This is a genomic window from Marinobacter nauticus ATCC 49840 (assembly GCF_000284615.1).
GTDB lineage: Bacteria > Pseudomonadota > Gammaproteobacteria > Pseudomonadales > Oleiphilaceae > Marinobacter > Marinobacter nauticus.
In genome coordinates, this window is record NC_017067.1 from 646,909 (window position 1) to 668,819 (window position 21,911).

A 21,911-nucleotide genomic window follows, 5' to 3' on the forward strand; every position below is an offset into this window, starting at 1 on the left:
AACAGGCAAGAGGCTGACGAATGACGCAGTACAACAGCAAACAGAAGCAAAAAGGTTTCACCCTGATCGAGCTGGTGGTGGTAATCGCCATCCTGGCCATATTGGCAGCATTTGCGCTGCCGCGGTTTGCGCAGCTTTCGGAACAGGCGCATCAGTCGAGTATTAAGGGTACCGCTGGGGCGTTGAGTGCGGGGGTTGCGCTGGCGAAGGCTCAGTGGGTAACGAATGGTTCCACTACCGCTGTGGCTGCTATCGAGGGCTTTGGCAATGAGGACGTTGCCGCAAACGAAGACGGCTGGCCGGATCCAGCAAACAGTGGTGGTTGTGCAGAGTTGTGGAGAAGGCTTCTGCAGTCCAACGCACCGGAAGTCGCTGCGGCAGGCGCTGGTACTCCGACGACCGAATACCAGGCGAGCCTGAGCGGAGGCGCCTGTGTTTATGAATATTTGCCTGATAGCGAAGGCAGCACCATTGAATATGCGCCAATCACTGGCGAAGTTGTGACTAATTTGAACTGATGCTTGAAAGCATTGCGATAAAACCGAGGAGTACTAATGATGATGACTGTGAATAACATGTCCGTGCGTAAGGAAAAAGGTTTCACCCTGATCGAACTGGTTATGGTGATCGTGATTCTGGGGATTCTGGCTGCGTTTGCGTTGCCGCGGTTTGCGGACCTGGGTGGAGACGCACGACGTGCCACGCTTGAAGGTGCCGAGGGTGCCGTTAAGTCGGCGGCGGCTATCGCCCATTCTAAGTGGCTGGCGCAGGGGAGTACAGGTGATGTTGAGATGGAGGGTGCCGCGGCCGACATTACCATGAGTCCTGATGGTTATCCGACTTCTGATGATGCGGGGATCGCCGAGGCGGCCCAGTTGGATTCAAACGATTACACGGTAACCCCGGGTACGGATTCGGATACCGATACTGCAACGATTGAGGTGGCCGGCGCGTCCGGTACCTGTGAGTTCACATACAATCCAACCACGGGGGCAACGGCTGGTTTTGATGCTTCCGGTTGCTGATTGTTGAATCAGTAAGTTGGATATCGGGTTTATTAAAGATGACTGTAGGGATCGAGCGAGGGTAACTTCGGTGATCGGAACCCGATTCCATGACGTTCACGTTGTGAGGGTAGTGCCGGGTATGTCGTCCGGCTTTACCCTGGTTGAGCTGGTCATGGTCATCATCCTGATTGGTGTCCTGTCCGTTCTGGGTGTGGGCCTCTTTGCCAATCGTTCCGCTTTCTCTCCCCTGCTGGCAGCGCAGCAACTTAATTCCGCTGCGCTGCTGGCCCGCCAGGCCGCCATGGCCGGCAATGAAAACGATACTGTCACTGTCTCTGATGGTGGCAGTTCGTTTACCTACTCAGTTGGGAGTATCGGCTCCTGGTCTATTCCAAAAGAAGGTACTGAACTTACGGTACCGGGCGGGTTGCCACTGGATATCCAGTTCAACAAGAACGGAGCGCCAGTCAGCGGCAAAAACCTGGAACTTTCTTTTATCGGCGACAGTCGTTACGACATCTGTGTAAGTTCCCTCGGGGCGGTATACAGCGGAGCGTGCCAGCCATGATGCCGCGGCTGCCGGTACACCATAATGGTGCAACGCTGATTGAACTGGTGATGACCATTATCATTATCAGTGTAGCGATTGCCGGCGTGGTGGGGGCCTTTGCCCTGATTACCGGCCGCAGTGCCGACCCTCTGAACCAGACCCGGGCGGTGGAGCTGGCACAGTTGTATATGGATGAGATCATCACCCGAAAATACGATCACAATGCGCCCCAGGGCGGGGTGCCTCGATACAGTGGCGGATGCAGTATCGCGACAGAAGAAGGGGCCGGCAACCGGCGCGAGTTCAACGATGTGGATGACTACGATGGGCTGGCGGATTCACCTCCGGAGGATGCCGAGGGGCCACTGGATGGGTATAACGGCTTCACTGTGGCGGTGGATGTCAGTTGCGATGCCGGTGGGCTGGATCTGCCGGCGGGGCAGGCGAAGCGTATCGATCTGACGATCACCGCTCCCGGCGACCAGAACTTCAGTTTCACTGCCTACAAGGCCAACTTCTGATGCGTAGGGTAACAGGCTTCACACTGGTGGAACTGGTGATGGTGATTGTGCTGCTGGGCATTGTCGCCACCATCTCCGTGCAGTTTGTTGCGCTCTCAACCCAGGGTGCGATTGACGTGGGTTCAAGGCAACAGAGGGCATTGTCCAGCGTGGTTATCAGTGAGCAGATCAGCCGCTCCTTGCGGGCGGCACTGCCTACGTCCATTCGTACCAACTCTGATCAGAGTTGTATCGAGTGGATACCGATTATCGCCGCTTCCAACTACCTGAGCCTGCCGGTTGGCAATACGCCGAATTCGTTTACAGCAGTACCGTTGCCGGACGAGCGCTCGGCGAGCGGTCGTGTGGTGGTCTACGGCTATGGCAGTAATGTGTACAACTTAACCAATCCGGGGCCGATGTCTCCCCCTGCCACAATGCCATCGGGTACTGGCCCGGTTACCGTCACGTTTGATGGCGGAGCAACCCACCGGTTCTCCAGCCAGTCGCCCGAGAAACGTTTCTATATCGTGGACAGTCCCCGGGCCTTCTGCCAGCAGGAGCGTTTTCTGTATCGATACAAAAATTACGGGGTCCATACGGCTACGGCAAGCAACTTACCAGTGACTATGCCTGACCGCGAGGTACTGGCGACCAACTTGCAGGAGAACTCCCTGCAATTCGAAGTGACACCGCCGTCATTGCTAAGGGGCGCTGTCGTGTCTTTTTCCATGGTACTGGAAGATGCCAGTACACAAGAAACTACTAACTTGAGTCAGGAGGTACAGATCCGAAATGTGCCCTGACAAAGTTATCACTCCGCAGCGAGGCGCGGGCCTGCCCATAGCGCTGTTTATTGTCACTGTACTTTCACTGCTGGTTTTGGGCATGTCCCAGTTGCAGGAGGGAAGCGGCCAGTCTGTGAGCCTGCAGATTCAGTCCCAGCGAGCTTTTTTCGCGGCGGAAAGCGGCGCCCAGTCTGCAGTTCGCAAAGCATTGGATGGCGGCTGTCCGGCAGTCCTTTCTGCCAGCCCCCTGAACTTCAGTGCCGACGGATTGGCGGGCTGTAGTGCCAGTCTGGCGTGTGATGCTGTGACCGCCGATATCGGTGGGCCGGGGGGCGACACGGTCTACAGCATCGTCAGCACCGGAATCTGTGGCAATGCTCCCTACCGGACGATGCGAGAAATTGAAGTGAGGGTGCGATGATCAGGCAGGGTGTGTTTTTGAAGTTCTGCCAGGCTTTATGTCTGGTGTTGGTTGCAATCCCAGGAATCGTCGTAGCGCAGACGGTACAGACTTTTACCGAGCCGGGAGAGGGCACGTTTTCGGTGCCGGAGAATGTCAGTCGTATCACCGTTGAGGTTTGGGGGGCTGGAGGGGGTGGAGGCTCAATTTCGAGGGGAATTTTTGGCTCAGGCCAAAGCGCTGGCGGCGGCGGTGGTGGAGCTTATGCTTCCTCTACATTTACGGTTACCTCTGGAGATTCGTTTCCATACAGTGTTGGCCGAGGTGGACAAAGTAATCAGTCAGGAGGCGATTCTTCGTTTGGCGGGGGGGCTGTCCTTGTCCTGGCGCGGGGAGGTGCCGGGGGCAGTAATAACGTAGGAACTGGTGCTGCTGGTGGTGCTGTCCCAAATAGTATTGGAGATTTAAAGTATGCCGGCGGTCGGGGGGCGGACGCTCCCAATAATTCAGGGGGCGGCGGCGGTGGTTCGGCTGGCGAAGACTCTTCCGGAAACCCGGGGTCTGGTAGTTCTGGTGGCTCAGTTGTGAGCGGTGGTGGTGCCGGCGGGGCGGGTGGTTACGGCGGCGGGGGGATCGCTGGGGGAAGTCCCGGAGGCGGTGGTGGAGGGGCACAGTGCGGCTTTTTGTCTTTCTGCTTTTCAGCGCTTGGTGGTCCAGGAGGGGATGGCCAAATACGCATTACCTACCAAGTCACCGCCCAGTGCTCAGCCATTTTCGATGCCAGCGACGGCATTAACGAAAATGTACCGCCAAATAAGCGACTGGATTTGAGCGTGTTTGAACCCCGCAATCCTCAACCCTGGCCTGGCAACAACGTTATTCCTGCTGGCAACAGCGTGTATCAGGCAAGAACTTTTAACAGCAACAACATCAGTTTTTCGGTTGATGGACAGGCCCGAGTGCTGGTCGACGGCGATCTGACCATTGGTGGTAATAACTTCACGATGAATGCCGATGGCAATGCCCGGGATCTTTTGTTGATTGTTGACGGAAACTTAACCTTCAGAAATAACGCCGAAATCAACGCGGTTATCTATGCCACCGGGAATATTGATTTCGGTAACAATGCTGTGATTTTCGGAGCATTGGCTGCGGAAGGTCAGATTGATATTGGTGGAGGACAGAGCAATGTAATTTACGATCCGAATGCCATTAACCAAGTGGATTTTGGCGGTGCCTGCATACCTGAAGAACCAACCATAGTTCTCGATCATATTCGCATCATCCATCCGGGCGTAGGGTTGACCTGTCAGGCCTCGGATTTGGAATTACTGGCCTGCGCAAATGCCGATTGCAGCAGCTTGTACTCGGACCCGGTGGATCTCACCCTGCAGCCTGCCGGTTGGTTGCCTGCTCAGAATGTAACGCTTACGGGCGCTGCCAATCTGCAATTCCAGCGTTCTGCTGAAGAAACCGTCACTCTCAGTGTCAGCAGCGCATCTCCGGCACCGGACAACGGTGTGGTGTGCCTGGCACCTGATGGTTCGGGCAGTTGTGATATCACATTCCGGGATGTGGGGTTTGTATTTGAAATGCCCCAGGATCTCGTAGCCGGTGAGCAAGGGCGGGCTTTCTCCATGTCCGCGCAGGAAACGGATGAGCAAAGCGGACAGTGTAAAGCCTTGTTTGCCGGACAAACCAAAACGATCGAATTTGGTACTGGCTACCTTAATCCGGGCGTTGCAGATCGGGTGGTGACTTGGCCCACTAGAATCGGTGGCATTGAGGTGGCAACGAATGGCAGTCCCCAGACGGCAGTTCCCATTACTTTTGACGATGACGGCATGGCGAGAAATATCTCTATCCTTTACAACGATGCTGGCCGCAACAGTTTGCTTGCCCGTTATACAGAGGCAAACCAGCCCGATGGAGGCACGTTGGTCATCGAAGGGGCCACGAATTATGTCATGGCGCCGCGGGGTCTATGCCTGATTCCCGAGCGACAGTGCACAAGCTCTGATCTCGGGTGCTCCAACACTCTGTCGGCCGGTGTGCCGTTCAGTGTGACGCCTCGGGCCTATAGGGACGCGCCGGGTGTGGCGAGCCTCAGTTGCGCTGATAAGCCGCCTGCGCCGTCCTTTATCCTTGGTAGTGTACCCGTCTCTCACCAACTGGAGTTCCCGGCAGCAGGTGTTGAAGGTAACTTGCTGGAAGCCACACTTGACTACGGTGATGGCGCTCAATCACTGACGCTGACGGAAGTAGGCATTTTTTCCGTTGGTACTCAGGCCGTATCAGGAGGTTACCTGGGCCGTGATGTGCCTGCATCCGATCAGGCGATGACTGCTCGAATGATACCGGATCAGCTCTCGCTAACGGTGATAGGCGAGGGGGAGTTGAGCCCAGAGTGTGGGGGCTTTGCATACACGGGCCAGACGTTTGGCTGGGACGCTTCCGGTATTCCCGAACTTCGTATTGAAGCGCTGAATGGACAGGTGCCGCGGCAACTTACCCGGAATTACACCCATCCGGATGTTATCGTGCAGTTACCGGCAAATCGTTTCGAAGTCTTGGTTCCGAATACGGATAACGTGCAAACCTTAGACGACGGTGCAGGTACGCCTGTGCCTTTTCGACGAGAGTCTGGCGCTTCAGAACTCAGCGCAGGTAATCGGGACAGTGAGACGGATGGCATTGTGCGTTATCGGTTTAACGATGCTGACCAGTTTGTCTACCCCAAATCCGCAGGCAGCCGGATTGCGCCGTTTTCTCCAGAGCTGACTTTCCTGCTGCAGCCGATGACCGACGCGGATAATGTACCTGTCACCGGCATTGCTGCTGGCGGTGAGCCGATTAACCCTATTGCCGCTTTTCCTATCCGCTATGGTCGCTTGTCGCCCCAGAATGTCTACGGGCCAGAGAATATCGAAAAGCTGCATATGCCTCTGCAGATGGAATACTGGAACGGTACCCGCTTTGTTCTCAGCGATGACAGTCCAGGATGTACGCCTTGGAATACAGACAACATTACCAGCAACTCCGCCAATCACCATGACCTTGTGACGGCCAACGGCACCTTTACGGATGGCCTCGGTGGGCCCCTGGTGTTGGAGGCTAGTGGCTCAGAGGGAACCGATACTCTTATCTGGGGTGGCGTCGAGGACTGGAAAAAGGATGATCTGGACGGCGACGGCAACCTCGATGACCCGACTGCGACTGCAACTTTCGGTGTCTACCGGGGCCACGATCGAGTGATCTATTGGAGAGAGCGCTGAGCTAACCCAAGGGGAGGACTTAATCCTCCTCCCCCTCCGGCTGATCCATCCCCAACTCATTAATCTTCCGGGTCAGCGTATTCCGCCCCCAGCCCAGCAGGATGGAGGCATCCCGGCGGCGGCCACCGGTGTGCTTCAATGCCGTTTCGATCATGATTTTCTCGAACTCGGGCACCGCGGTATCTAGAATGCCTTTCTTGCCGCGCTTCAGTTCCTGTTCCGCCCAGTTTCTCAGGCCTTCCTGCCAGGTGAGGCCGGTGGCGGCGTGCTCGGTGTCGGCCTGGTGTAGCAGTTCCGGGGGCAGGTCATCAATGTGGATCTCCCGGCCACTGGCCATGACGGTCAGCCAGCGGCAGGTGTTTTCCAGCTGGCGGACGTTACCGGGCCAGGGCAGGGTGGTGAGGTATTCCTCTGCGTCCGGGCGCAGGATCTTGGGTTCTACTGCCAGCTCTTTGGCTGCTCGCTTGAGGAAGTGCTGCATCAGGCGTGGAATGTCTTCGCGGCGTTCGGCCAGCTTGGGCAGGTGCACGCGAATGACATTCAGGCGGTGGAACAGATCTTCCCGGAAGTTGCCGGCCTGTACCAGTTTTTCCAGGTCTTGATGGGTTGCGGCGATGATGCGCACATCCACTTTTATGGGGGTGGTGCCGCCTACCCGGTAAAACTCGCCATCGGCCAGCACCCGCAGCAGTCGAGTCTGAGTGTCGGCGGGCATGTCGCCGATTTCATCGAGAAACAGGGTGCCGCCGTTGGCCTGTTCAAAGCGGCCCTGGCGGGCAGCGCCGGCGCCAGTGAAGGCGCCTTTTTCGTGGCCGAATAATTCGGATTCAATCAGGTCTTTCGGAATTGCCGCCATGTTCAGGGCGATGAACGGGTTTCGTGCTCTGGGGCTGTGATTGTGCAGGGCCTGGGCTACCAGCTCTTTACCGGTGCCGCTTTCCCCATTGATCAATACGGTGATGTTGGAGTGAGACAGCCGGCCAATGGCCCGGAAAACCTCCTGCATGGCCGGGGCTTCACCGATAATTTCGGTATTGCGTGGTGTAGCATCGGCCTGTGGTTCGCTGGCGGCGCGTTTCTCATGGCTGTGGGCTACGGCCCGCTTTACCAGTGCGACGGCGTCATCCACATCAAAGGGCTTGGGGAGGTATTCGAAGGCGCCGGTCTGGTAGCTGGTCACCGCGCTTTCAAGATCCGAGTGCGCGGTCATGATGATAACCGGCACATCCTGATGCAGTTCTACGATCTGGGAGAGCAGGGTGATTCCATCCACGCCAGGCATCCGGATATCGCTGATGATGGCGTCCGGTTGCTCGTGTTCCAGCCGCATCATGATGCTGTCGCCGCTGTCGAATACACGCGGTTGCATGCCAGCCTGGCTCAGGGCGCGTTCCAGCACCCATCGAATACTTCTGTCATCGTCGATAATCCAGACGTTTGCCGGTTGGCTCATTTGCTGTCCTCCAGAGGCAGGAAGATGATGAAATCGGTTCTTCCGGGCTCACTCTCGCACTCCACCAGCCCCCGATGCTGGCCGATAATGCTTTGGGTAATGGAAAGGCCGAGTCCGGTGCCCGAGGCCCGACCACTGATCATGGGGTAGAAGATGTTCTGCAACAGCTCGGGCGGGATGCCCGGGCCGTTGTCTATAATGTCGACCCGGCACACCAGTCGGTGACGCCGATGGCCGATGGTGAACTGTCGCAAGGCCCGGCTGCGAAAGGTAATGGTGGGCGTTGCGGAACGCCCGCTTGCGGCTTCGTTTTCGAACGCCGCCTCCATGGCGTTGCGGGCGATGTTCAGGAAGGCCTGGATCAGTTGCTCTTTGTCGCCGGGAAACTCCGGGATACTGGGATCGTAGTCGCGTCTCAGGCGCACTCGGCCTTTGCTTTCGGCCTCAATCAGAGTACGGACCCGCTCCAGAATTTCGTGGATATTGGTGGGCGCAATCTTCAGGGCTTTGTTCGGGCCGAGCATGCGATCCACCAGGCTGCGCAGACGGTCCGCCTCGTCGATAATCACACGGGTATATTCTCGCTGGTCGTCGTCTGAAAGCTCGCGGTCCAGCAGTTGCGCCGCGCCACGGATGCCGCCCAGCGGGTTCTTGATCTCGTGGGCCATACCCCGCACCAGGATACGCGTGGTCTCCTGTTGCGAGATGATGTCTTCTTCCCGGCTGATACGCATGAGTCTGTCTCGGGGCTGGATCTCGATCAGCAGTTCGGTCGGGTCCAGGCTGATGGGAGTCACCGAGTAATCCACCGTCAGTCTGGCACCGCTGATCAAGGCAAATTCAGCTTCCCGGCGGGTGTAGGACTGGCCGTTCTCCACTGCGGCATGCAGAGTGGTCAGGGCATCCTCGGAATCCACCAGAACCTCCTGTAAGGGGAGGCCATGGCTTCGGGTCATACTGGTTTCAAACAGGCTTTCGGCGGCGGGGTTGAGGTAACGGATAGCCAGATCATCGCCAAGTACCAGTACTGCGGTTGTCAGACTGTCCAGAATACTCTTGTAACTGCTTCCGGATATGGTGACTGGATGGAATGGCATGCGTTGCTTCCGTTCTCGACTCATAGGATGTACCCCTGCGGCTGCAAAAAGCGAACCAGTTTTTTGGCATTGGGTAGCCAATGGGCAAGGATCGGGCAGAACGGGCGCGGTAGCCGGTACGCGGTGCTGTAGCTTGGTGCAGTAGTGAACGGTCTGGCGACAGGCAGCCCGGATTTTGCCCCTTGGCTGCCCAAAGTATGGTCACAACATGGTGCAATTGCACCATGGTGGTGCGAATAAGATTTAGTTGAGAACGGATGGGCGGTGAATCGTGAAGGTAATTGAATTGCCGGATTTCACGCGTACTCCGTTTTCATCGACAATATGAACACTCGCATTGTGAGTGCCCCGGTCGATATTGCTAACGGCTACTGAGCCTGAGCTGCTTTGCCCGACCGGTTGTCCATCCAGGGTCACTTCAAATTTATGGCCCCGCTTCAGCGGTGGCGTACTTTGAACTTCGAAGGTGACGTTGCCGTTGCCGCTGTGAAAAGCCTGTTCATTGGCCGGATACTGGAATGAGACAGCCTGGTAGGCTGCGCCCTCACGTTCCACCCGCTCGCGGAGTTGTTCGGGTTCCTGAACCGCTTCCGGCTTGGGCAGGGTAATGGTGGTCACGGGCTTCACCTGGACCTCTTCACCGCCTTCCATGGGTTCGTCGGAAAAGGTGACGTTGCCATAGGCGTCAACGTGGCGGTAGACCTCGCTGTGTGCTGTGGTCGAAGCCAGCATCAGCAGGCCAGCGGCGAGTACGAACGGTGCTTTCATGACGATAACCTGTGGTAATGAACTGCTTTGATTATCGATTGCGGACAAGGTCATTTCAATGTTGTGGCCTGCTTCCTTGGTTACATATCGTTAAGGGCGTGGGTCTTGGTTAAGAACTGGGATTGAGGCCACAAAAAAAGCCCCGCACGGGGCGGGGCTTCTGGCCTGCATGGTCTGCACCGAATTGGTGCAGGGCTTTAGCAGGAGTAGTACAGATCGAACTCGACCGGGTGAGTGGTCATGTTCAGACGCTCGACTTCGCCACGCTTCAGGTCGATGTAGCCTTTGATCATGTCTTCGGTGAACACGCCGCCACGGGTCAGGAACTCGTGGTCTGCTTGCAGGCAGTCCAGAGCCTCGGACAGAGTCTCGGCAACCTTCGGAATGTTCAGGGCTTCTTCCTTCGGCAGGTCATACAGATCCTTGTCCATGGCATCGCCAGGGTGAATCTTGTTCTGGATACCGTCCAGGCCGGCCATCATCAGGGCAGCAAAGGCCAGGTACGGGTTAGCTGCCGGATCCGGGAAGCGCACTTCAATACGACGAGCTTTCGGGCTGTTCACGTACGGAATACGGATGGAGGCAGAACGATTACGGGCAGAGTAGGCCAGCATAACCGGTGCTTCATAGCCCGGAACCAGGCGTTTGTAGCTGTTGGTGGCCGGGTTGGTGAAGGCGTTGATGGCCTTGGCATGCTTGATCACACCGCCGATGTAGTACAGGGCTGCTTCGCTCAGGCCTGCGTAGCTGTCGCCGGCAAACAGGTTCTTGCCGTCTTTGCTCAGGGACATATGAACGTGCATACCGGAGCCGTTGTCACCCACAACTGGCTTGGGCATGAAGGTGGCGGTCTTGCCGTAGGCGTGAGCTACGTTGTGCACGCAGTACTTCAGGATCTGAACTTCGTCTGCCTTGCGGGTCAGGGTGTTGGCGCCAACACCGATTTCACACTGGCCAGCGGTGCCCACTTCGTGGTGGTGAACCTCAATTTCCAGGCCCATGGATTCCATGGCGGCACACATGGCGCCACGCAGGTCGTGCAGGCTGTCGACCGGCGGAACCGGGAAGTAGCCGCCTTTTACGCCCGGGCGGTGGCCAATGTTGTTGCGGTCGAAATCTTCACCGGAAACCCACGCGGCCTCTTCAGAATGGATGTGGTAAGAGGCGCCTTGCATGTCCACGTTCCATTTGACGGAATCGAACACGAAGAACTCAGGCTCCGGGCCGAACAGAGCGCCATCAGCGATGCCGGTGGACTTCAGGTATTCTTCGGCGCGACGGGCAACAGAGCGGGGGTCGCGCTCATAACCTTGCATGGTAGAAGGCTCTACAATGTTGCAGGTGATGTTGACGGTGGTTTCTTCGGTGAACGGGTCCAGAACGGCGGTTTCGTCGTCCGGCATCAGGATCATGTCGGATTCGTTGATGCCTTTCCAGCCGGCAATGGAGGAGCCGTCGAACATCTTGCCGTCAGCGAAAAAGTCTTCGTCCGCCTCGGTGGCGGGCAGGGTCACGTGCTGCTCTTTACCACGGCTGTCGGTGAAACGCAGGTCAATCCACTTGACTTCGTGTTCTTTGATCAAATCAATCGTCTTGGACATTGTGCATGCTCCGTAAGGTTTTACATGTTCGTTGTGCCGGATCGTTCAGTGTTCTGAGGCCCGATCTTTTTTCAGGTCAGGGAAGCTTACCAGAAGCTTGTGGTCCTTACCTTCACTATGCGGCTGCTTTGGCATAAGCAATCGGCTTGCCAGTTTTTGTCGGCTGCGCCAGAACAGCGCAGCGACAAGGCTTTCGGGCTAATGTGGCGCAGCTTCCTGGCCGAAGACCATGCTTATTGCACCACTGGGATGCACCATTGCGGTGCAAGTTCTCTGATAACGCATAATTATGGTGCAAGCCCCGATTGGTTACATATTAGGCACTAATCTTCATATTATCGCCATGGACTTTTCGATATACTGCGCGCCGCTAATTTCTTCAGGATACCCGTTGTGATTGATAAGCTTAGAAACGTTGCCATTATTGCCCACGTTGACCATGGCAAGACTACCCTGGTTGACCAGCTGCTGCGCCAGTCTGGCACGCTGGACCGGAAAGAGCTCGAAAACGAGCGTGTAATGGACTCCAACGACCAGGAAAAAGAGCGTGGTATTACCATTCTGGCAAAAAACACTGCTCTAAAATGGAAAGACTACGACATCAATATCGTAGACACCCCGGGCCACGCTGACTTTGGTGGTGAAGTAGAGCGTGTAATGAGTATGGTGGACAGTGTGCTGCTGGTGGTGGATTCCATCGACGGCCCCATGCCGCAAACCCGTTTCGTGACTCAGAAAGCTTTCGCAGCGGGCCTGAACCCGATTGTGGTAGTGAACAAAATTGACCGTCCGGGTGCCCGCCCGGATTGGGTGGTGGATCAGGTGTTTGACCTGTTCGACAACCTTGGTGCCACCGATGAACAGCTCGACTTCCCGATAGTCTATGCCAGTGCGCTGAACGGCATCGCCGGCATGGATCATGAGAATCTGGACGACAACATGGACGCTGTGTTCCAGGCCATTGTTGATCATGTGCCAGCGCCTTCGGTTGATCTGGATGGCCCGTTCCAGATGCAGATCTCCCAGTTGGACTACAACAGTTTCCTGGGTGTCATCGGTATCGGTCGCATTATGCGCGGTAAAGTGAAGACCAACACCCCGGTGGTGGCTATCGGTGCCGACGGCAAGAAGCGTAACGGTCGTATCCTGAAGATTATGGGCCACTCTGGCCTGCAGCGTGTGGAAGTTGAGGAAGCCCAGGCTGGCGACATTGTGTGCGTGAGTGGTCTGGACCAGCTGTTCATATCTGACACTCTGTGTGATCCCTCCAACGTAGAAGCCCTTCCGGCGCTGACCGTTGATGAGCCCACCGTATCCATGACGTTCCAGGTAAATGATTCACCGTTTGCCGGTAAAGAAGGCAAGTATGTGACCAGCCGGAACATCAAGGAGCGCCTGGAAAAAGAGCTACTGCACAACGTAGCGCTGCGGGTTGAAGAAGGCGACTCGGCCGACAAGTTCAAGGTATCCGGTCGTGGTGAGCTGCACCTGTCGGTTCTGATCGAGAACATGCGCCGCGAAAACTTCGAGCTGGCCGTGGGCCGGCCGGTGGTGGTCATCAAGGAAGTCGACGGCCAGAAGCAAGAGCCGTACGAAAACGTGATCATCGACATCGAAGAGCAGCACCAGGGCCCGATTATGGAGCAGATGGGGCTGCGCAAAGGTGACATGACTAACATGATCCCGGACGGCAAGGGCCGTATCCGCCTGGAATACACCATTCCGGCCCGTGGCCTGATCGGTTTCCGTAACACCTTCCTGACCATGACTTCCGGTACCGGCATCCTGACTTCCACCTTCAGCCACTACGGCCCGGTGAAGATGGGTGACGTAACCAGCCGTCAGAACGGTGTCATCGTTTCCATGGCCACCGGTACTGCGCTGACCTACTCCCTCGAAACTCTGCAGAGCCGAGGCAAGCTGTTCCTGGACCCTGGCCAGGAAATCTATGAAGGCCAGCTCTGCGGTATCCATAGCCGTGACAACGACCTGGTGGTGAACCCCACCAAGGGCAAGAAGCTGGACAACATGCGTGCCTCTGGAAAGGACGAAGTGATCGGCCTGGTGCCGCCGATCAAGTTCACTCTGGAGCAGGCGCTGGAGTTTATCGACGACGACGAACTGGTTGAGGTAACGCCCAAGTCGATTCGTCTGCGCAAGAAGCTCCTGACTGAAAACGAGCGTAAGCGCGCTAACAAGAAGTAATCCCTCAGGGGCCGGGAAATCGTTGTGAGGCGGTAAACGCTTCCGCCTGTTTTCCTGGCCCCTGTATTTTTCTCGCCTGTCTCAGCTAGACTGCCGTTATCCCCTAAACGGAGTTTTTCATGCTGACCCTCTATCCTGAAATCGAGCCTTACGCCCGCCACCGACTGGCGGTGGGTCATCCCCATGAGCTGTACCTCGAGGAATCCGGCAATCCGGACGGAATTCCGGTGATTGTCGTTCATGGCGGGCCGGGTGGCGGTTGTGAGGATTACCACCGGCGCTTTTTCGATGCTGAGCGTTTCCGGATTATTTTGCTGGATCAGAGAGGTGCCGGAAGATCGACCCCGTTGGCCGAGCTGGAGGGTAACAGCACAGACAAACTGGTTGAGGATCTTGAGGCGGTTCGGCATTTTCTCGGCATCGATCGCTGGTTGCTGTTCGGGGGAAGCTGGGGATCGACGCTAAGTCTGGTTTATGCCGAGACCCACCCTGACCGGGTTCTGGGGTTGGTGTTGCGGGGTATCTTTCTGTGTCGGCCCAGGGATATTCACTGGTTTTATCAGGACGGCGCCAGCCGGGTATTCCCGGATTACTGGCAGGATTACCTTGCCCAGATTCCGGAGGTGGAGCGCGACGATATGGTGGCGGCCTACTACCGGCGCCTGACCAGTGCCAATGAGCTGGAACAGATTCAGGCCGCGAAAGCCTGGTCCGTCTGGGAAGGGCGGTGCGCCACTCTGCATCCCAATCCCAAGGTGGTGGAGCATTTTGGGCATCCTCATGTGGCCATAGCGCTGGCCCGGATTGAATGCCACTATTTCATGAATAATTCGTTCCTTGAGCCCGACCAGATCGTGCGTGATGCCTCGCGGCTAAAGAACATTCCGGGCGTGATTGTGCACGGCCGCTATGACATGGTTTGCCCGCTGGATAATGCCCTGGCTCTGAGCAAGGCCTGGCCGGAGGCGGAGCTTCAGATCATTCGTGATGCCGGCCACTCGGCATCCGAGCCAGCGATTGTAGATGCCCTGATGCGGGGTGTTGAGAGTGTGGTTGCCAGAAGTCTTCCCTCAGTTGGCTGAGAATGCGACTTTTTATTGATCTGACAGGGTTGCGGTGGTCCTGCGGGCTCTATACACTTTTCGCGTTTCAGAAATTTAACCTTCGGTGTTACCGCTCAAGGGACTGAATGAAAGGACTGATCCAGCGCGTTTCGGAAGCCAGTGTAGCCGTAGATGGTGAAACGATTGCCCGTATTGGTCCCGGGCTGCTCTTGCTCCTTGGCGTAGAAAGGAACGATACACTGAATGAGGCAAAGGAACTGTGCCGAAAAATCCTCTCCTACCGGGTTTTCCCCGATGAGCAGGGCCGGATGAACGTGAATGTTCAGGATGCCGGTGGCTCATTGCTTGTTGTCCCCCAGTTTACGCTTGCTGCTGACACGTCATCTGGCACGCGCCCGGGTTTTTCCCTGGCGGCTGCACCGGAGCTGGCGAATCGGCTTTATGGTGATTTTGTGGCTGAAGCGAGTGGGCTGCTGGGTGCTGGACGTGTGGGTACGGGGGAGTTTGGTGCTGATATGAAAGTGGCACTGATCAACGATGGTCCGGTTACCTTTATGTTGGAATCTGGCCAGAGAGGCTCGTGCACAAAAATGTGACGCAGTTGCCAGCAGTGCCTCACGAAAGTGCGTGATTTGAGGTATTGTTTTGTGGCCCTCGGCTGAGGAAGCGTTGAGCGTAAGATAACCGCTTGTTTTTCAGATTTTTTTGGTTATCTGGCCCTGAATTTGTTGAGGAAATGGGAGAGGTTGTTAGTCCAGGCTGATCTAACGACAAAGGTTACGAATGCAAATGGGGCTAAAAAATAGCCATTAAAAATTTGCAAAAAATGGCACATTGTATTAAAACAGGTTCATCACGCAGAGCTTTAATAAAGCTGTGTAAGTGGTTGAGATCTAAGGCAAGCGTGCTTGTCTTATAAAAAGAAGAAAAGCTGTTCCCGCAGGAACGACAGGGGCCAGTCAGATACCCGGCAGGCAGAGCCAAGCGTTGTGCCGGCCAATAAAAATCGGGATTTAGACCCGTCGAAAACCTGAGTTAACTCAAAAAGGAAGACGCAACATGAAAAAAACGATTCTTGCTTCTGCTATCGCAGCTGCAACCTTCTCTGGCGCTGCCATGGCACAGCCTACTCTGTCTGCCTCTGAGCTGGCGGCAAAGATGGATTCCATGCCGACCGTTTACGGTAACATCCAGTATGCGATCACCCACACCAACGTTGATGGCGGTGGTTCAGCGGTAGAACATTTTGACAACGGTTCTACTCTGGGCATCAAGCACGACCACGAAATCGCCCCGGGCATTACTGGCTTCTTCAAGTTGGAGCTGGAAGGTATCAATGCTGATGACAAGGGAGAGAGCTCCGGTATTGATGGTCTGGATGAAGCTTACATCGGTGTGAAAGGCGATAGCTTCGGTCAGGTTTGGGTAGGTTCCGACGACTCCGTGTACGAAAGTGCCATCGTTAAGATCGGCAACTTCCACGAAGTTGGTTCCGACATCTTCGGTAACTACTCCACTGGTGAAGGCGATCTGGTTCAGTACATGTCTCCGTCTTTCGGTGGCCTGACCCTGGCAGCTGCTGTTCAGGTGAACGGTGACAACGACACCAAAGGCGGTAATGACAAGTCCTATCCGTACCAGCTGGTTGCAACCTATGCTGTTGACGCCCTCGAAATCTCCGCTGGTGTTGACTCTAACGACGGTGGTGACGCTGCTGCAAACAACGAAAACAGCTACGGCTTGACCGCTACCTACACTGCTGGCGATTTCAGCCTGATTGGTGAATACCAGACCCGTAAGGATGTGAACGACATCATCGGCGTTATGGGTATTTACACCATGGGCAAAAACCAGTTCGCCCTGTCTTACCAGATGCTTGATGACGATGATTCCGGTGACAAGAACGACACCATCATCCTGCAGGCCCTGCACAACGTGTCTGACCATATGTACGTTTACTTCGAAGGCTACCTGAGCAACGCCGACGAAGAAATCTACAGCGTTGACAACGAGCCGGGCACTGGTGACGAGCAGTCCATCGCCGCTATCGGCGCTGTTTACTACTTCTGATCAGCTAATAAGCTAGTCAAGTAGTATTGAAAGCCGGTGACTCTGTCACCGGCTTTTCTGTTTTTACAGGAAGAGAAATCATCAGGAGCATTTCAGTGGCCACGGAACTTGAAGTAAAGCTGACCCTGTCAGAATCCGCGCAGTCCCGGGCCTTCGAGTGGCTCAAAGGTCGACCGGGTGCAAGCGAAGGTCCGGTCAAAATATTGGTCAATCGCTACTACGACACCCCGAATGCCGGGTTAAACCAGGCCCGTGCTGCGTTGCGAGTCCGTCAGGCCGGTGATCGCTATATCCAGACCTTGAAAACCCAGGGCGAGTTCGTAAACGGAGCCCATCGCCGCCAGGAGTGGGAGTGGGATCTGCCGGGGCCGGATCTGGATCTTGGGCTTTTGGAGCAGACTCCGTTGAGGTCTCAGGTCAACCTTGACGAATTGGAGTTGGTATTCGAGACCAACTTCCGGCGGCGTATTATCATGCTGGAGCAAGCGGAGTCTGTAATTGAGGTCGCTCTGGACTCAGGCGAAGTGGTGGGTGGAAAGCGGGCAAGGCCTCTTCATGAGGTGGAATTTGAGCTGAAAGCGGGAGAGCCTGCAGCGCTGCTTGAAAACGCCCGTGCTCTTGCGCAAGCGGTCCCGGTTTTTCTTAACCTGGTAAGCAAAGCCGAGCAAGGTTACTACCTTGCCGGAATCTACTGCCCGTCGCTGGTGCTGCCCGCTTCCGGATTCAGCTCGGTATCTTTTCTGCATTATCTGAGTCAGGCCTGGTTAACCGGTGACACGATGCGTCTGCCCGCAAGCGCGCTTGCGAAGATTGAGCCGCAGGTGGAAGCGGCCGGACTATTGCCCGTTTGGAGGCCGGTAGCCAAGGCGCTGCAAGCCGGAATTACGGTGCCGACCCTGGTTGAGCAGTTTCCTGAATTCGGTCAGTTGCAACTAGCGCTCGCTGCCGCCGGCTGACGGGGGCTCTTCAGAGCTCTCGGTGGCGGCTTTCTGGTTTTGCTCATGCATGGTGCGCCACTGCTTGAGAAACTCCCGGTACCGGTCCAGCGCTTCCTCTACCACGGAAACTTCCGGCGTCTCGCTGGAACGCACCAGAACAATCAGCCCCTTGCCCTCAACCTCGGCGTTGGTATCCGGGTGGCAGATGACTTCATTGTCGTGATCGATGTAGGCCAGAGCCGTTCCGATGCCGTGGCGGATCAGAGCACTGACAATATCCGCCCAGGTAAGGTCGTCGAGCTTGAGATCATAACGATGCGGATGATCTCGCTCGTAGTTGAACATGTCTTCCAGAACTTTTTCGGAACCAGGGGCAACCACGGAGCGAACCATGATTTCAGGGTAGGTGCGCACGGGGCGAATGGTGGTGCGAACGCCCAGTGCTTTGAATCTTGTACGGTTGTGGTCGCCGACACATTCAACCGTGGTTCTGCCGCCCAGATTGGATTCGGCCAGTCGATGGGCGATATCGAAGGTCAGGCTGTCTGACATCGGGTCTGATTCGTCGGCTGCCAGCACGATGATGTGCTTGGCGCTGCCAGCGTGCACGGATTTCAGGGCTTCCGGGTCATTTCCTGCACCGTGAAAGTGAACGACGCCGCAGTCGGACAGTTCTGCAGGCAGACCTCCCGGAAATTGCCGCGTAAGCAGCATTATCGGCACCGTGTGGTACTCAGGGACCGAGCGAATCTGCGAGGCGAATCGCATGAAGTACTGTTCGCCGCCGCTTCGAGGGGTGTTGATGATGACAATGTGGTCTTTCATTTTGTAAATCCAGCGTCCGGTCAGTATGCGTTCTCTGCGGTAGAAACGGTATTCGATGTAATCACTTACGATCAGGGTTAACAGGGTAATGGCGGAGACGAACATCAGTACAATGGTGCTGATCCGGCCGACGGGCGTGACCGGGGAGTAGTCGCCATAGCCCACGGTAACCAGCGTCGTCATGGTGAGCCATACGGCTTCAAAGAACGAGAGTGGCTCTGCTGCCCACAGGATAAGAATCTGTGCCGATACCAGTCCCCCGAGGATGGCAAAGAGCCGGTTGATCCGACTTCTTATAAGTCCGCCCATCGGGAGGTGAGATTGGGTATGTTCCGGATTCAGAGGGCGTTTATTTCGCATCATGGAGAGCGGGTGCCTGTTCAGTCCTTGGCGAGTTCGTTATACAGTACCTGAAATATATCAGAGAGACAGAGGGTTGCGTTATGTCTGAGCCATGGGCTTCACTGCCGGGAGTGCTCAAGGAGGAGATTTCCGGATGCTGGCCATCGGTATTCCCGGAGGGGCTGCCAGGCTGGCTGGCCGGTGACCCTGTCTCCGAGGCCGATGCGGCAGAGGCTATTTCCCGTAGCCTGTTTCTCCGGCAAACCCTTGAACGACATCCTGAGCAGATTCAGCCCGCCGTTGCTGCCCGGCCTTTAGCCGAACCAACCACCGAGGCGTGGCTCGCTGATCGCTGGCGGGATTACCTCCAGAACGTTGACTCTGAACCGGCGTTGCATGCAGCACTTCGCCAGTACCGGCGGGAAGTGCAGTTCCGGATTATCTGGCGCGATCTCATGAAGTGGGCCGATCTGCATGAAACCATGACGGCCACAAGTGCCTTTGCGGATACCGCCATTGATGGTGCCTTGAATTGGCTATACGAGCGAGCCTGTGAAGAGTTCGGTACTCCCATGGGCGATGATCCGGTAACCGGGCAAGAGGCACCCCAGAAAATGGTGGTGCTTGGAATGGGCAAGCTCGGCGGCCGGGAGCTGAACGTTTCCTCGGATATCGATCTGATTTTTGCGTTTCCCTCGAAAGGCGAAACCCATGGCGGCCGGCGTGCTCTGGATAATCAGCAGTTCTTTATCCGGCTTGGCCAAAGGCTGATTCAGGCGCTGGACCAGATTACCGCCGATGGTTTCGTGTTTCGGGTGGATATGCGCTTGAGGCCATATGGCCAGAGTGGTGCGCTCGCCCTGAGCTTCGCCGCCCTGGAAACCTATTACCAGGATCAGGGGCGCGACTGGGAGCGTTATGCCATGGTCAAGGCCCGCGTCGTGGCGGGCGACCAGCGCGCCGGTGAGGTGCTGATGGCTAGCCTCAAACCCTTCGTTTACCGCAAATACATTGATTTCAGCGCCTTTGAATCGCTTCGCAGCATGAAAGAAATGATCAGCCGGGAAGTTCGCCGGAAGGGGCTGGAGAACAATATCAAGCTCGGCAGTGGCGGCATTCGGGAAATTGAGTTTGTGGTGCAGGCGTTCCAGTTAATCCGCGGCGGGCGTGACCGGGAGCTGCAACAGCGTGAGTTGTTGCAGATCTTGAAGGAGCTGGAGGAACTGGAGTTGCTTCCGTCCCGGGTGGTCGGTGAGCTGAGGGGCGCCTATGTGTTCCTTCGCAATCTAGAGCATGCCCTTCAGGGTATGGAAGACAAGCAGACCCAGGTTCTGCCTGAGGATGCGCTTTCCTGCGCTCGGGTTGCGAGGATTATGGGCTTCGATAGCTGGGACGAGTGCCTGTCTGCGCTGGATGAACATCGAAGCCGGGTGGCTCGTCATTTTGCGGATATCATCGCCACGGAAGATCAGGATGACGCCGATGAGGGTGGTGTCGACGATGGCTGCTACGAGCTGTGGCTGGCGGAAATGGATGAAGCCAGTGCCCTGGGCTGGCTGGAGCAAAGCGGGTTTGAGGACCCGGATGGCAGTTATAAGCGCCTGACCAGCCTGCGCGACAGTCGCACCGTGCAGACTCTGCAGACCCAGGGGCGTAAGCGGCTCAATCAGTTTGTGCCGCTCCTGATTAACGCCCTGATGGATGTAGAGAATCCTTCGGAAACGCTGGACCGTGTGCTGCAACTGGTTGAAGCCATTCTGCGCAGAACCGCCTATATGGTTCTGTTGATGGAAAATCCCGGAGCCATGACGCAGTTGGTGCGGCTGTGTAGTGAAAGCCCCTGGATTGCGCGCCTGCTGGCGGATACGCCCTTGCTCCTGGACGAACTTTTGAATGCGGAGAGCCTATACAGTCCGCCGGCCAAGGAAGAGTTGCAGGATGATTTGCGTCAGCAAATGCTGCGGATTCCGTATGAAGATCTGGAAGAGCAGATGGAGGCTCTGCGTTACTTCAAGAAGGCCCATGTGTTGAGGGTGGCGGCCTCAGAGTTAAAGGGCACGCTGCCGCTGATGAAAGTGAGTGATTACCTGACCTGGATTGCCGAGGTGGTGCTGGATCATGTGGTGGATGTGGCGTTCTCGAATCTGGTCAGCCGGCACGGTTACCCGCGGCGCGCCGATGGCTCCGCCTGTGATACCGATTTCGCCATCATCGGTTACGGCAAGCTCGGCGGTATCGAGCTGGGCTACACCTCAGATCTGGATCTGGTGTTTGTGCACCAGGCTGATCCTCAACTGGCCACCGATGGCGACAAGCCTATTGATAACGCCGTGTTCTATACCCGGCTCGGCCAGCGAATCGTGCACATTCTCAGTACCCAGACACCCTCCGGGCAGCTCTACGAAGTGGATATGCGATTGCGCCCCTCGGGTAACTCCGGCTTGCTGGTGAGTACCTTGCAGGCGTTCGAGAAATACCAGCAGGAGGATGCCTGGACCTGGGAGCATCAGGCGCTGGCCCGCGCCAGGGGAGTGGCAGGCTGCGACGATACGCTCAAAGCGTTCGAGGATATTCGCCACCAGATACTGTGCCGACAACGGGACAAGGCGTCGCTTCGGCAGGAGGTGGTCGATATGCGTGAGAAAATGCGCAGCAACCTCGGGACACCCGCAGCCCGGCAGAATGACGTTTTCCACATCAAGCATGACAACGGTGGCATCGTAGATGTCGAGTTCATGGTGCAGTACCTGATGCTGGCTTGGTGCCCGGAACACCCGGAGCTGACCCAGTGGAGTGATAACATCCGCCAACTGGAAGAATTAGGCCGCGCAGGCGTTTTGCCAGTAGAAGACACTGAGCGGCTGCGGGAGGTGTTCATCACACTGCGCTCCACCATCCACCGCAGAGCTTTGCAGAATCTCAACAGCCAGGTCGAGGGCGGAGCCTTCACAGAAGAGCGTGACTACATCCAAAGTATGTGGAAAAAAGTCATGGTTGAGTAGCAAGCTAAATTTATTTCAGGCGGCGT

18 protein-coding genes are annotated in these 21,911 nt (G+C 56.3%); 13 read left to right on the top strand and 5 right to left on the bottom strand.

Annotation, left to right across the window (positions count from 1 at the left end; translation table 11 throughout):
• Window positions 1–20: 20 nt before the first annotated feature.
• The 7 genes from MARHY_RS02995 (at window position 21) to MARHY_RS03025 (ending at window position 6,520) form a co-directional block, all read left to right on the top strand.
• Entirely contained in the window at window positions 21–518 is a 498-nt protein-coding gene (locus tag MARHY_RS02995) for a prepilin-type N-terminal cleavage/methylation domain-containing protein (protein WP_011784278.1), read from the top strand.
• A 36-nt stretch (window positions 519–554) separates the two neighbouring features.
• A complete protein-coding gene (locus tag MARHY_RS03000) occupies window positions 555–1,025 on the top strand; it encodes a type II secretion system protein (RefSeq protein WP_011784279.1) in 471 nt (156 codons plus the stop codon).
• Window positions 1,026–1,095: 70 nt separating this feature from the next.
• Window positions 1,096–1,575 carry a GspH/FimT family pseudopilin gene (locus MARHY_RS03005; protein ID WP_226374387.1) on the top strand — a complete coding sequence of 160 codons (480 nt, stop codon included), beginning with the start codon at window positions 1,096–1,098 and terminating at the stop codon, window positions 1,573–1,575.
• Complete coding sequence (locus MARHY_RS03010) at window positions 1,572–2,078, top strand: type II secretion system protein (RefSeq protein ID WP_041654550.1); 507 nt, start codon at window positions 1,572–1,574, stop codon at window positions 2,076–2,078. The genes MARHY_RS03005 and MARHY_RS03010 overlap by 4 nt, the downstream gene beginning before the upstream one ends.
• The gene (locus MARHY_RS03015; RefSeq protein ID WP_011784282.1) at window positions 2,078–2,863 is read left to right on the top strand and encodes a PulJ/GspJ family protein; all 786 of its coding nucleotides are present in this window, start codon (window positions 2,078–2,080) and stop codon (window positions 2,861–2,863) included. The genes MARHY_RS03010 and MARHY_RS03015 overlap by 1 nt, the downstream gene beginning before the upstream one ends.
• Window positions 2,853–3,266, top strand: a complete 414-nt coding sequence (locus MARHY_RS03020) for a hypothetical protein (protein WP_011784283.1) — start codon at window positions 2,853–2,855, stop codon at window positions 3,264–3,266. The genes MARHY_RS03015 and MARHY_RS03020 overlap by 11 nt, the downstream gene beginning before the upstream one ends.
• On the top strand, window positions 3,263–6,520 hold the full coding sequence (locus MARHY_RS03025) for a DUF6701 domain-containing protein (protein WP_014420512.1): 3,258 nt from the start codon (window positions 3,263–3,265) through the stop codon (window positions 6,518–6,520). Before MARHY_RS03020 ends, MARHY_RS03025 begins: the two co-directional genes overlap by 4 nt.
• A gap of 19 nt (window positions 6,521–6,539) precedes the next feature.
• On the opposite strand, the gene ntrC is transcribed toward MARHY_RS03025, so the two are convergent.
• From ntrC to glnA, 4 genes are all read right to left on the bottom strand, one after another.
• On the bottom strand, window positions 6,540–7,973 hold the full coding sequence (gene ntrC / locus MARHY_RS03030) for a nitrogen regulation protein NR(I) (protein WP_011784285.1): 1,434 nt from the start codon (window positions 7,971–7,973) through the stop codon (window positions 6,540–6,542).
• A complete protein-coding gene (gene glnL / locus MARHY_RS03035) occupies window positions 7,970–9,094 on the bottom strand; it encodes a nitrogen regulation protein NR(II) (protein ID WP_011784286.1) in 1,125 nt (374 codons plus the stop codon). The genes ntrC and glnL overlap by 4 nt, the downstream gene beginning before the upstream one ends.
• Before the next feature lie 219 nt (window positions 9,095–9,313).
• Window positions 9,314–9,838: a DUF4124 domain-containing protein gene (locus MARHY_RS03040; protein WP_011784287.1), complete on the bottom strand. Its 525-nt coding sequence runs from the start codon at window positions 9,836–9,838 to the stop codon at window positions 9,314–9,316.
• Between the two features lie 197 nt (window positions 9,839–10,035).
• Window positions 10,036–11,439, bottom strand: a complete 1,404-nt coding sequence (gene glnA, locus MARHY_RS03045; protein WP_011784288.1) for a glutamate--ammonia ligase — start codon at window positions 11,437–11,439, stop codon at window positions 10,036–10,038.
• A gap of 393 nt (window positions 11,440–11,832) precedes the next feature.
• Between glnA and typA the strand changes: the two genes are divergently transcribed.
• From typA to MARHY_RS03070, 5 genes are all read left to right on the top strand, one after another.
• A complete protein-coding gene (gene typA / locus MARHY_RS03050) occupies window positions 11,833–13,644 on the top strand; it encodes a translational GTPase TypA (RefSeq protein WP_011784289.1) in 1,812 nt (603 codons plus the stop codon).
• 119 nt (window positions 13,645–13,763) lie between these two features.
• On the top strand, window positions 13,764–14,726 hold the full coding sequence (gene pip / locus MARHY_RS03055) for a prolyl aminopeptidase (protein ID WP_014420515.1): 963 nt from the start codon (window positions 13,764–13,766) through the stop codon (window positions 14,724–14,726).
• A gap of 107 nt (window positions 14,727–14,833) precedes the next feature.
• On the top strand, window positions 14,834–15,304 hold the full coding sequence (gene dtd, locus MARHY_RS03060; RefSeq protein ID WP_014420516.1) for a D-aminoacyl-tRNA deacylase: 471 nt from the start codon (window positions 14,834–14,836) through the stop codon (window positions 15,302–15,304).
• Between the two features lie 463 nt (window positions 15,305–15,767).
• The gene (locus MARHY_RS03065) at window positions 15,768–16,778 is read left to right on the top strand and encodes a porin (RefSeq protein WP_014420518.1); all 1,011 of its coding nucleotides are present in this window, start codon (window positions 15,768–15,770) and stop codon (window positions 16,776–16,778) included.
• Between the two features lie 95 nt (window positions 16,779–16,873).
• Window positions 16,874–17,734: a CYTH domain-containing protein gene (locus MARHY_RS03070; RefSeq protein ID WP_041654551.1), complete on the top strand. Its 861-nt coding sequence runs from the start codon at window positions 16,874–16,876 to the stop codon at window positions 17,732–17,734.
• Here the strand turns inward: MARHY_RS03070 and MARHY_RS03075 are convergent.
• Entirely contained in the window at window positions 17,711–18,904 is a 1,194-nt protein-coding gene (locus MARHY_RS03075; protein WP_014420520.1) for a potassium channel family protein, read from the bottom strand. The two genes, MARHY_RS03070 and MARHY_RS03075, sit on opposite strands and share 24 nt — an antisense overlap.
• Window positions 18,905–18,984: 80 nt before the next feature.
• On the opposite strand from MARHY_RS03075, the gene glnE reads away from it, so the two are divergent.
• Window positions 18,985–21,885 carry a bifunctional [glutamate--ammonia ligase]-adenylyl-L-tyrosine phosphorylase/[glutamate--ammonia-ligase] adenylyltransferase gene (glnE, locus tag MARHY_RS03080; protein WP_014420521.1) on the top strand — a complete coding sequence of 967 codons (2,901 nt, stop codon included), beginning with the start codon at window positions 18,985–18,987 and terminating at the stop codon, window positions 21,883–21,885.
• Window positions 21,886–21,911 lie beyond the last annotated feature (26 nt).

What these genes read in the sequence shown, in the direction of transcription:
- ntrC (WP_011784285.1), bottom strand. Translation starts at nt 7,973, where the DNA reads ATGAGCCAACCGGCAAACGTCTGGATTATCGACGATGACAGAAGTATT.
- glnA (WP_011784288.1), bottom strand. Translation starts at nt 11,439, where the DNA reads ATGTCCAAGACGATTGATTTGATCAAAGAACACGAAGTCAAGTGGATT.
- MARHY_RS03010 (WP_041654550.1), top strand. Translation starts at nt 1,572, where the DNA reads ATGATGCCGCGGCTGCCGGTACACCATAATGGTGCAACGCTGATTGAA.
- MARHY_RS03040 (WP_011784287.1), bottom strand. Translation starts at nt 9,838, where the DNA reads ATGAAAGCACCGTTCGTACTCGCCGCTGGCCTGCTGATGCTGGCTTCG.
- MARHY_RS03025 (WP_014420512.1), top strand. Translation starts at nt 3,263, where the DNA reads ATGATCAGGCAGGGTGTGTTTTTGAAGTTCTGCCAGGCTTTATGTCTG.
- MARHY_RS03065 (WP_014420518.1), top strand. Translation starts at nt 15,768, where the DNA reads ATGAAAAAAACGATTCTTGCTTCTGCTATCGCAGCTGCAACCTTCTCT.
- pip (WP_014420515.1), top strand. Translation starts at nt 13,764, where the DNA reads ATGCTGACCCTCTATCCTGAAATCGAGCCTTACGCCCGCCACCGACTG.
- glnL (WP_011784286.1), bottom strand. Translation starts at nt 9,094, where the DNA reads ATGAGTCGAGAACGGAAGCAACGCATGCCATTCCATCCAGTCACCATA.
- MARHY_RS03020 (WP_011784283.1), top strand. Translation starts at nt 2,853, where the DNA reads ATGTGCCCTGACAAAGTTATCACTCCGCAGCGAGGCGCGGGCCTGCCC.
- MARHY_RS02995 (WP_011784278.1), top strand. Translation starts at nt 21, where the DNA reads ATGACGCAGTACAACAGCAAACAGAAGCAAAAAGGTTTCACCCTGATC.
- MARHY_RS03075 (WP_014420520.1), bottom strand. Translation starts at nt 18,904, where the DNA reads ATGATGCGAAATAAACGCCCTCTGAATCCGGAACATACCCAATCTCAC.
- MARHY_RS03015 (WP_011784282.1), top strand. Translation starts at nt 2,078, where the DNA reads ATGCGTAGGGTAACAGGCTTCACACTGGTGGAACTGGTGATGGTGATT.
- glnE (WP_014420521.1), top strand. Translation starts at nt 18,985, where the DNA reads ATGTCTGAGCCATGGGCTTCACTGCCGGGAGTGCTCAAGGAGGAGATT.
- dtd (WP_014420516.1), top strand. Translation starts at nt 14,834, where the DNA reads ATGAAAGGACTGATCCAGCGCGTTTCGGAAGCCAGTGTAGCCGTAGAT.
- MARHY_RS03000 (WP_011784279.1), top strand. Translation starts at nt 555, where the DNA reads ATGATGATGACTGTGAATAACATGTCCGTGCGTAAGGAAAAAGGTTTC.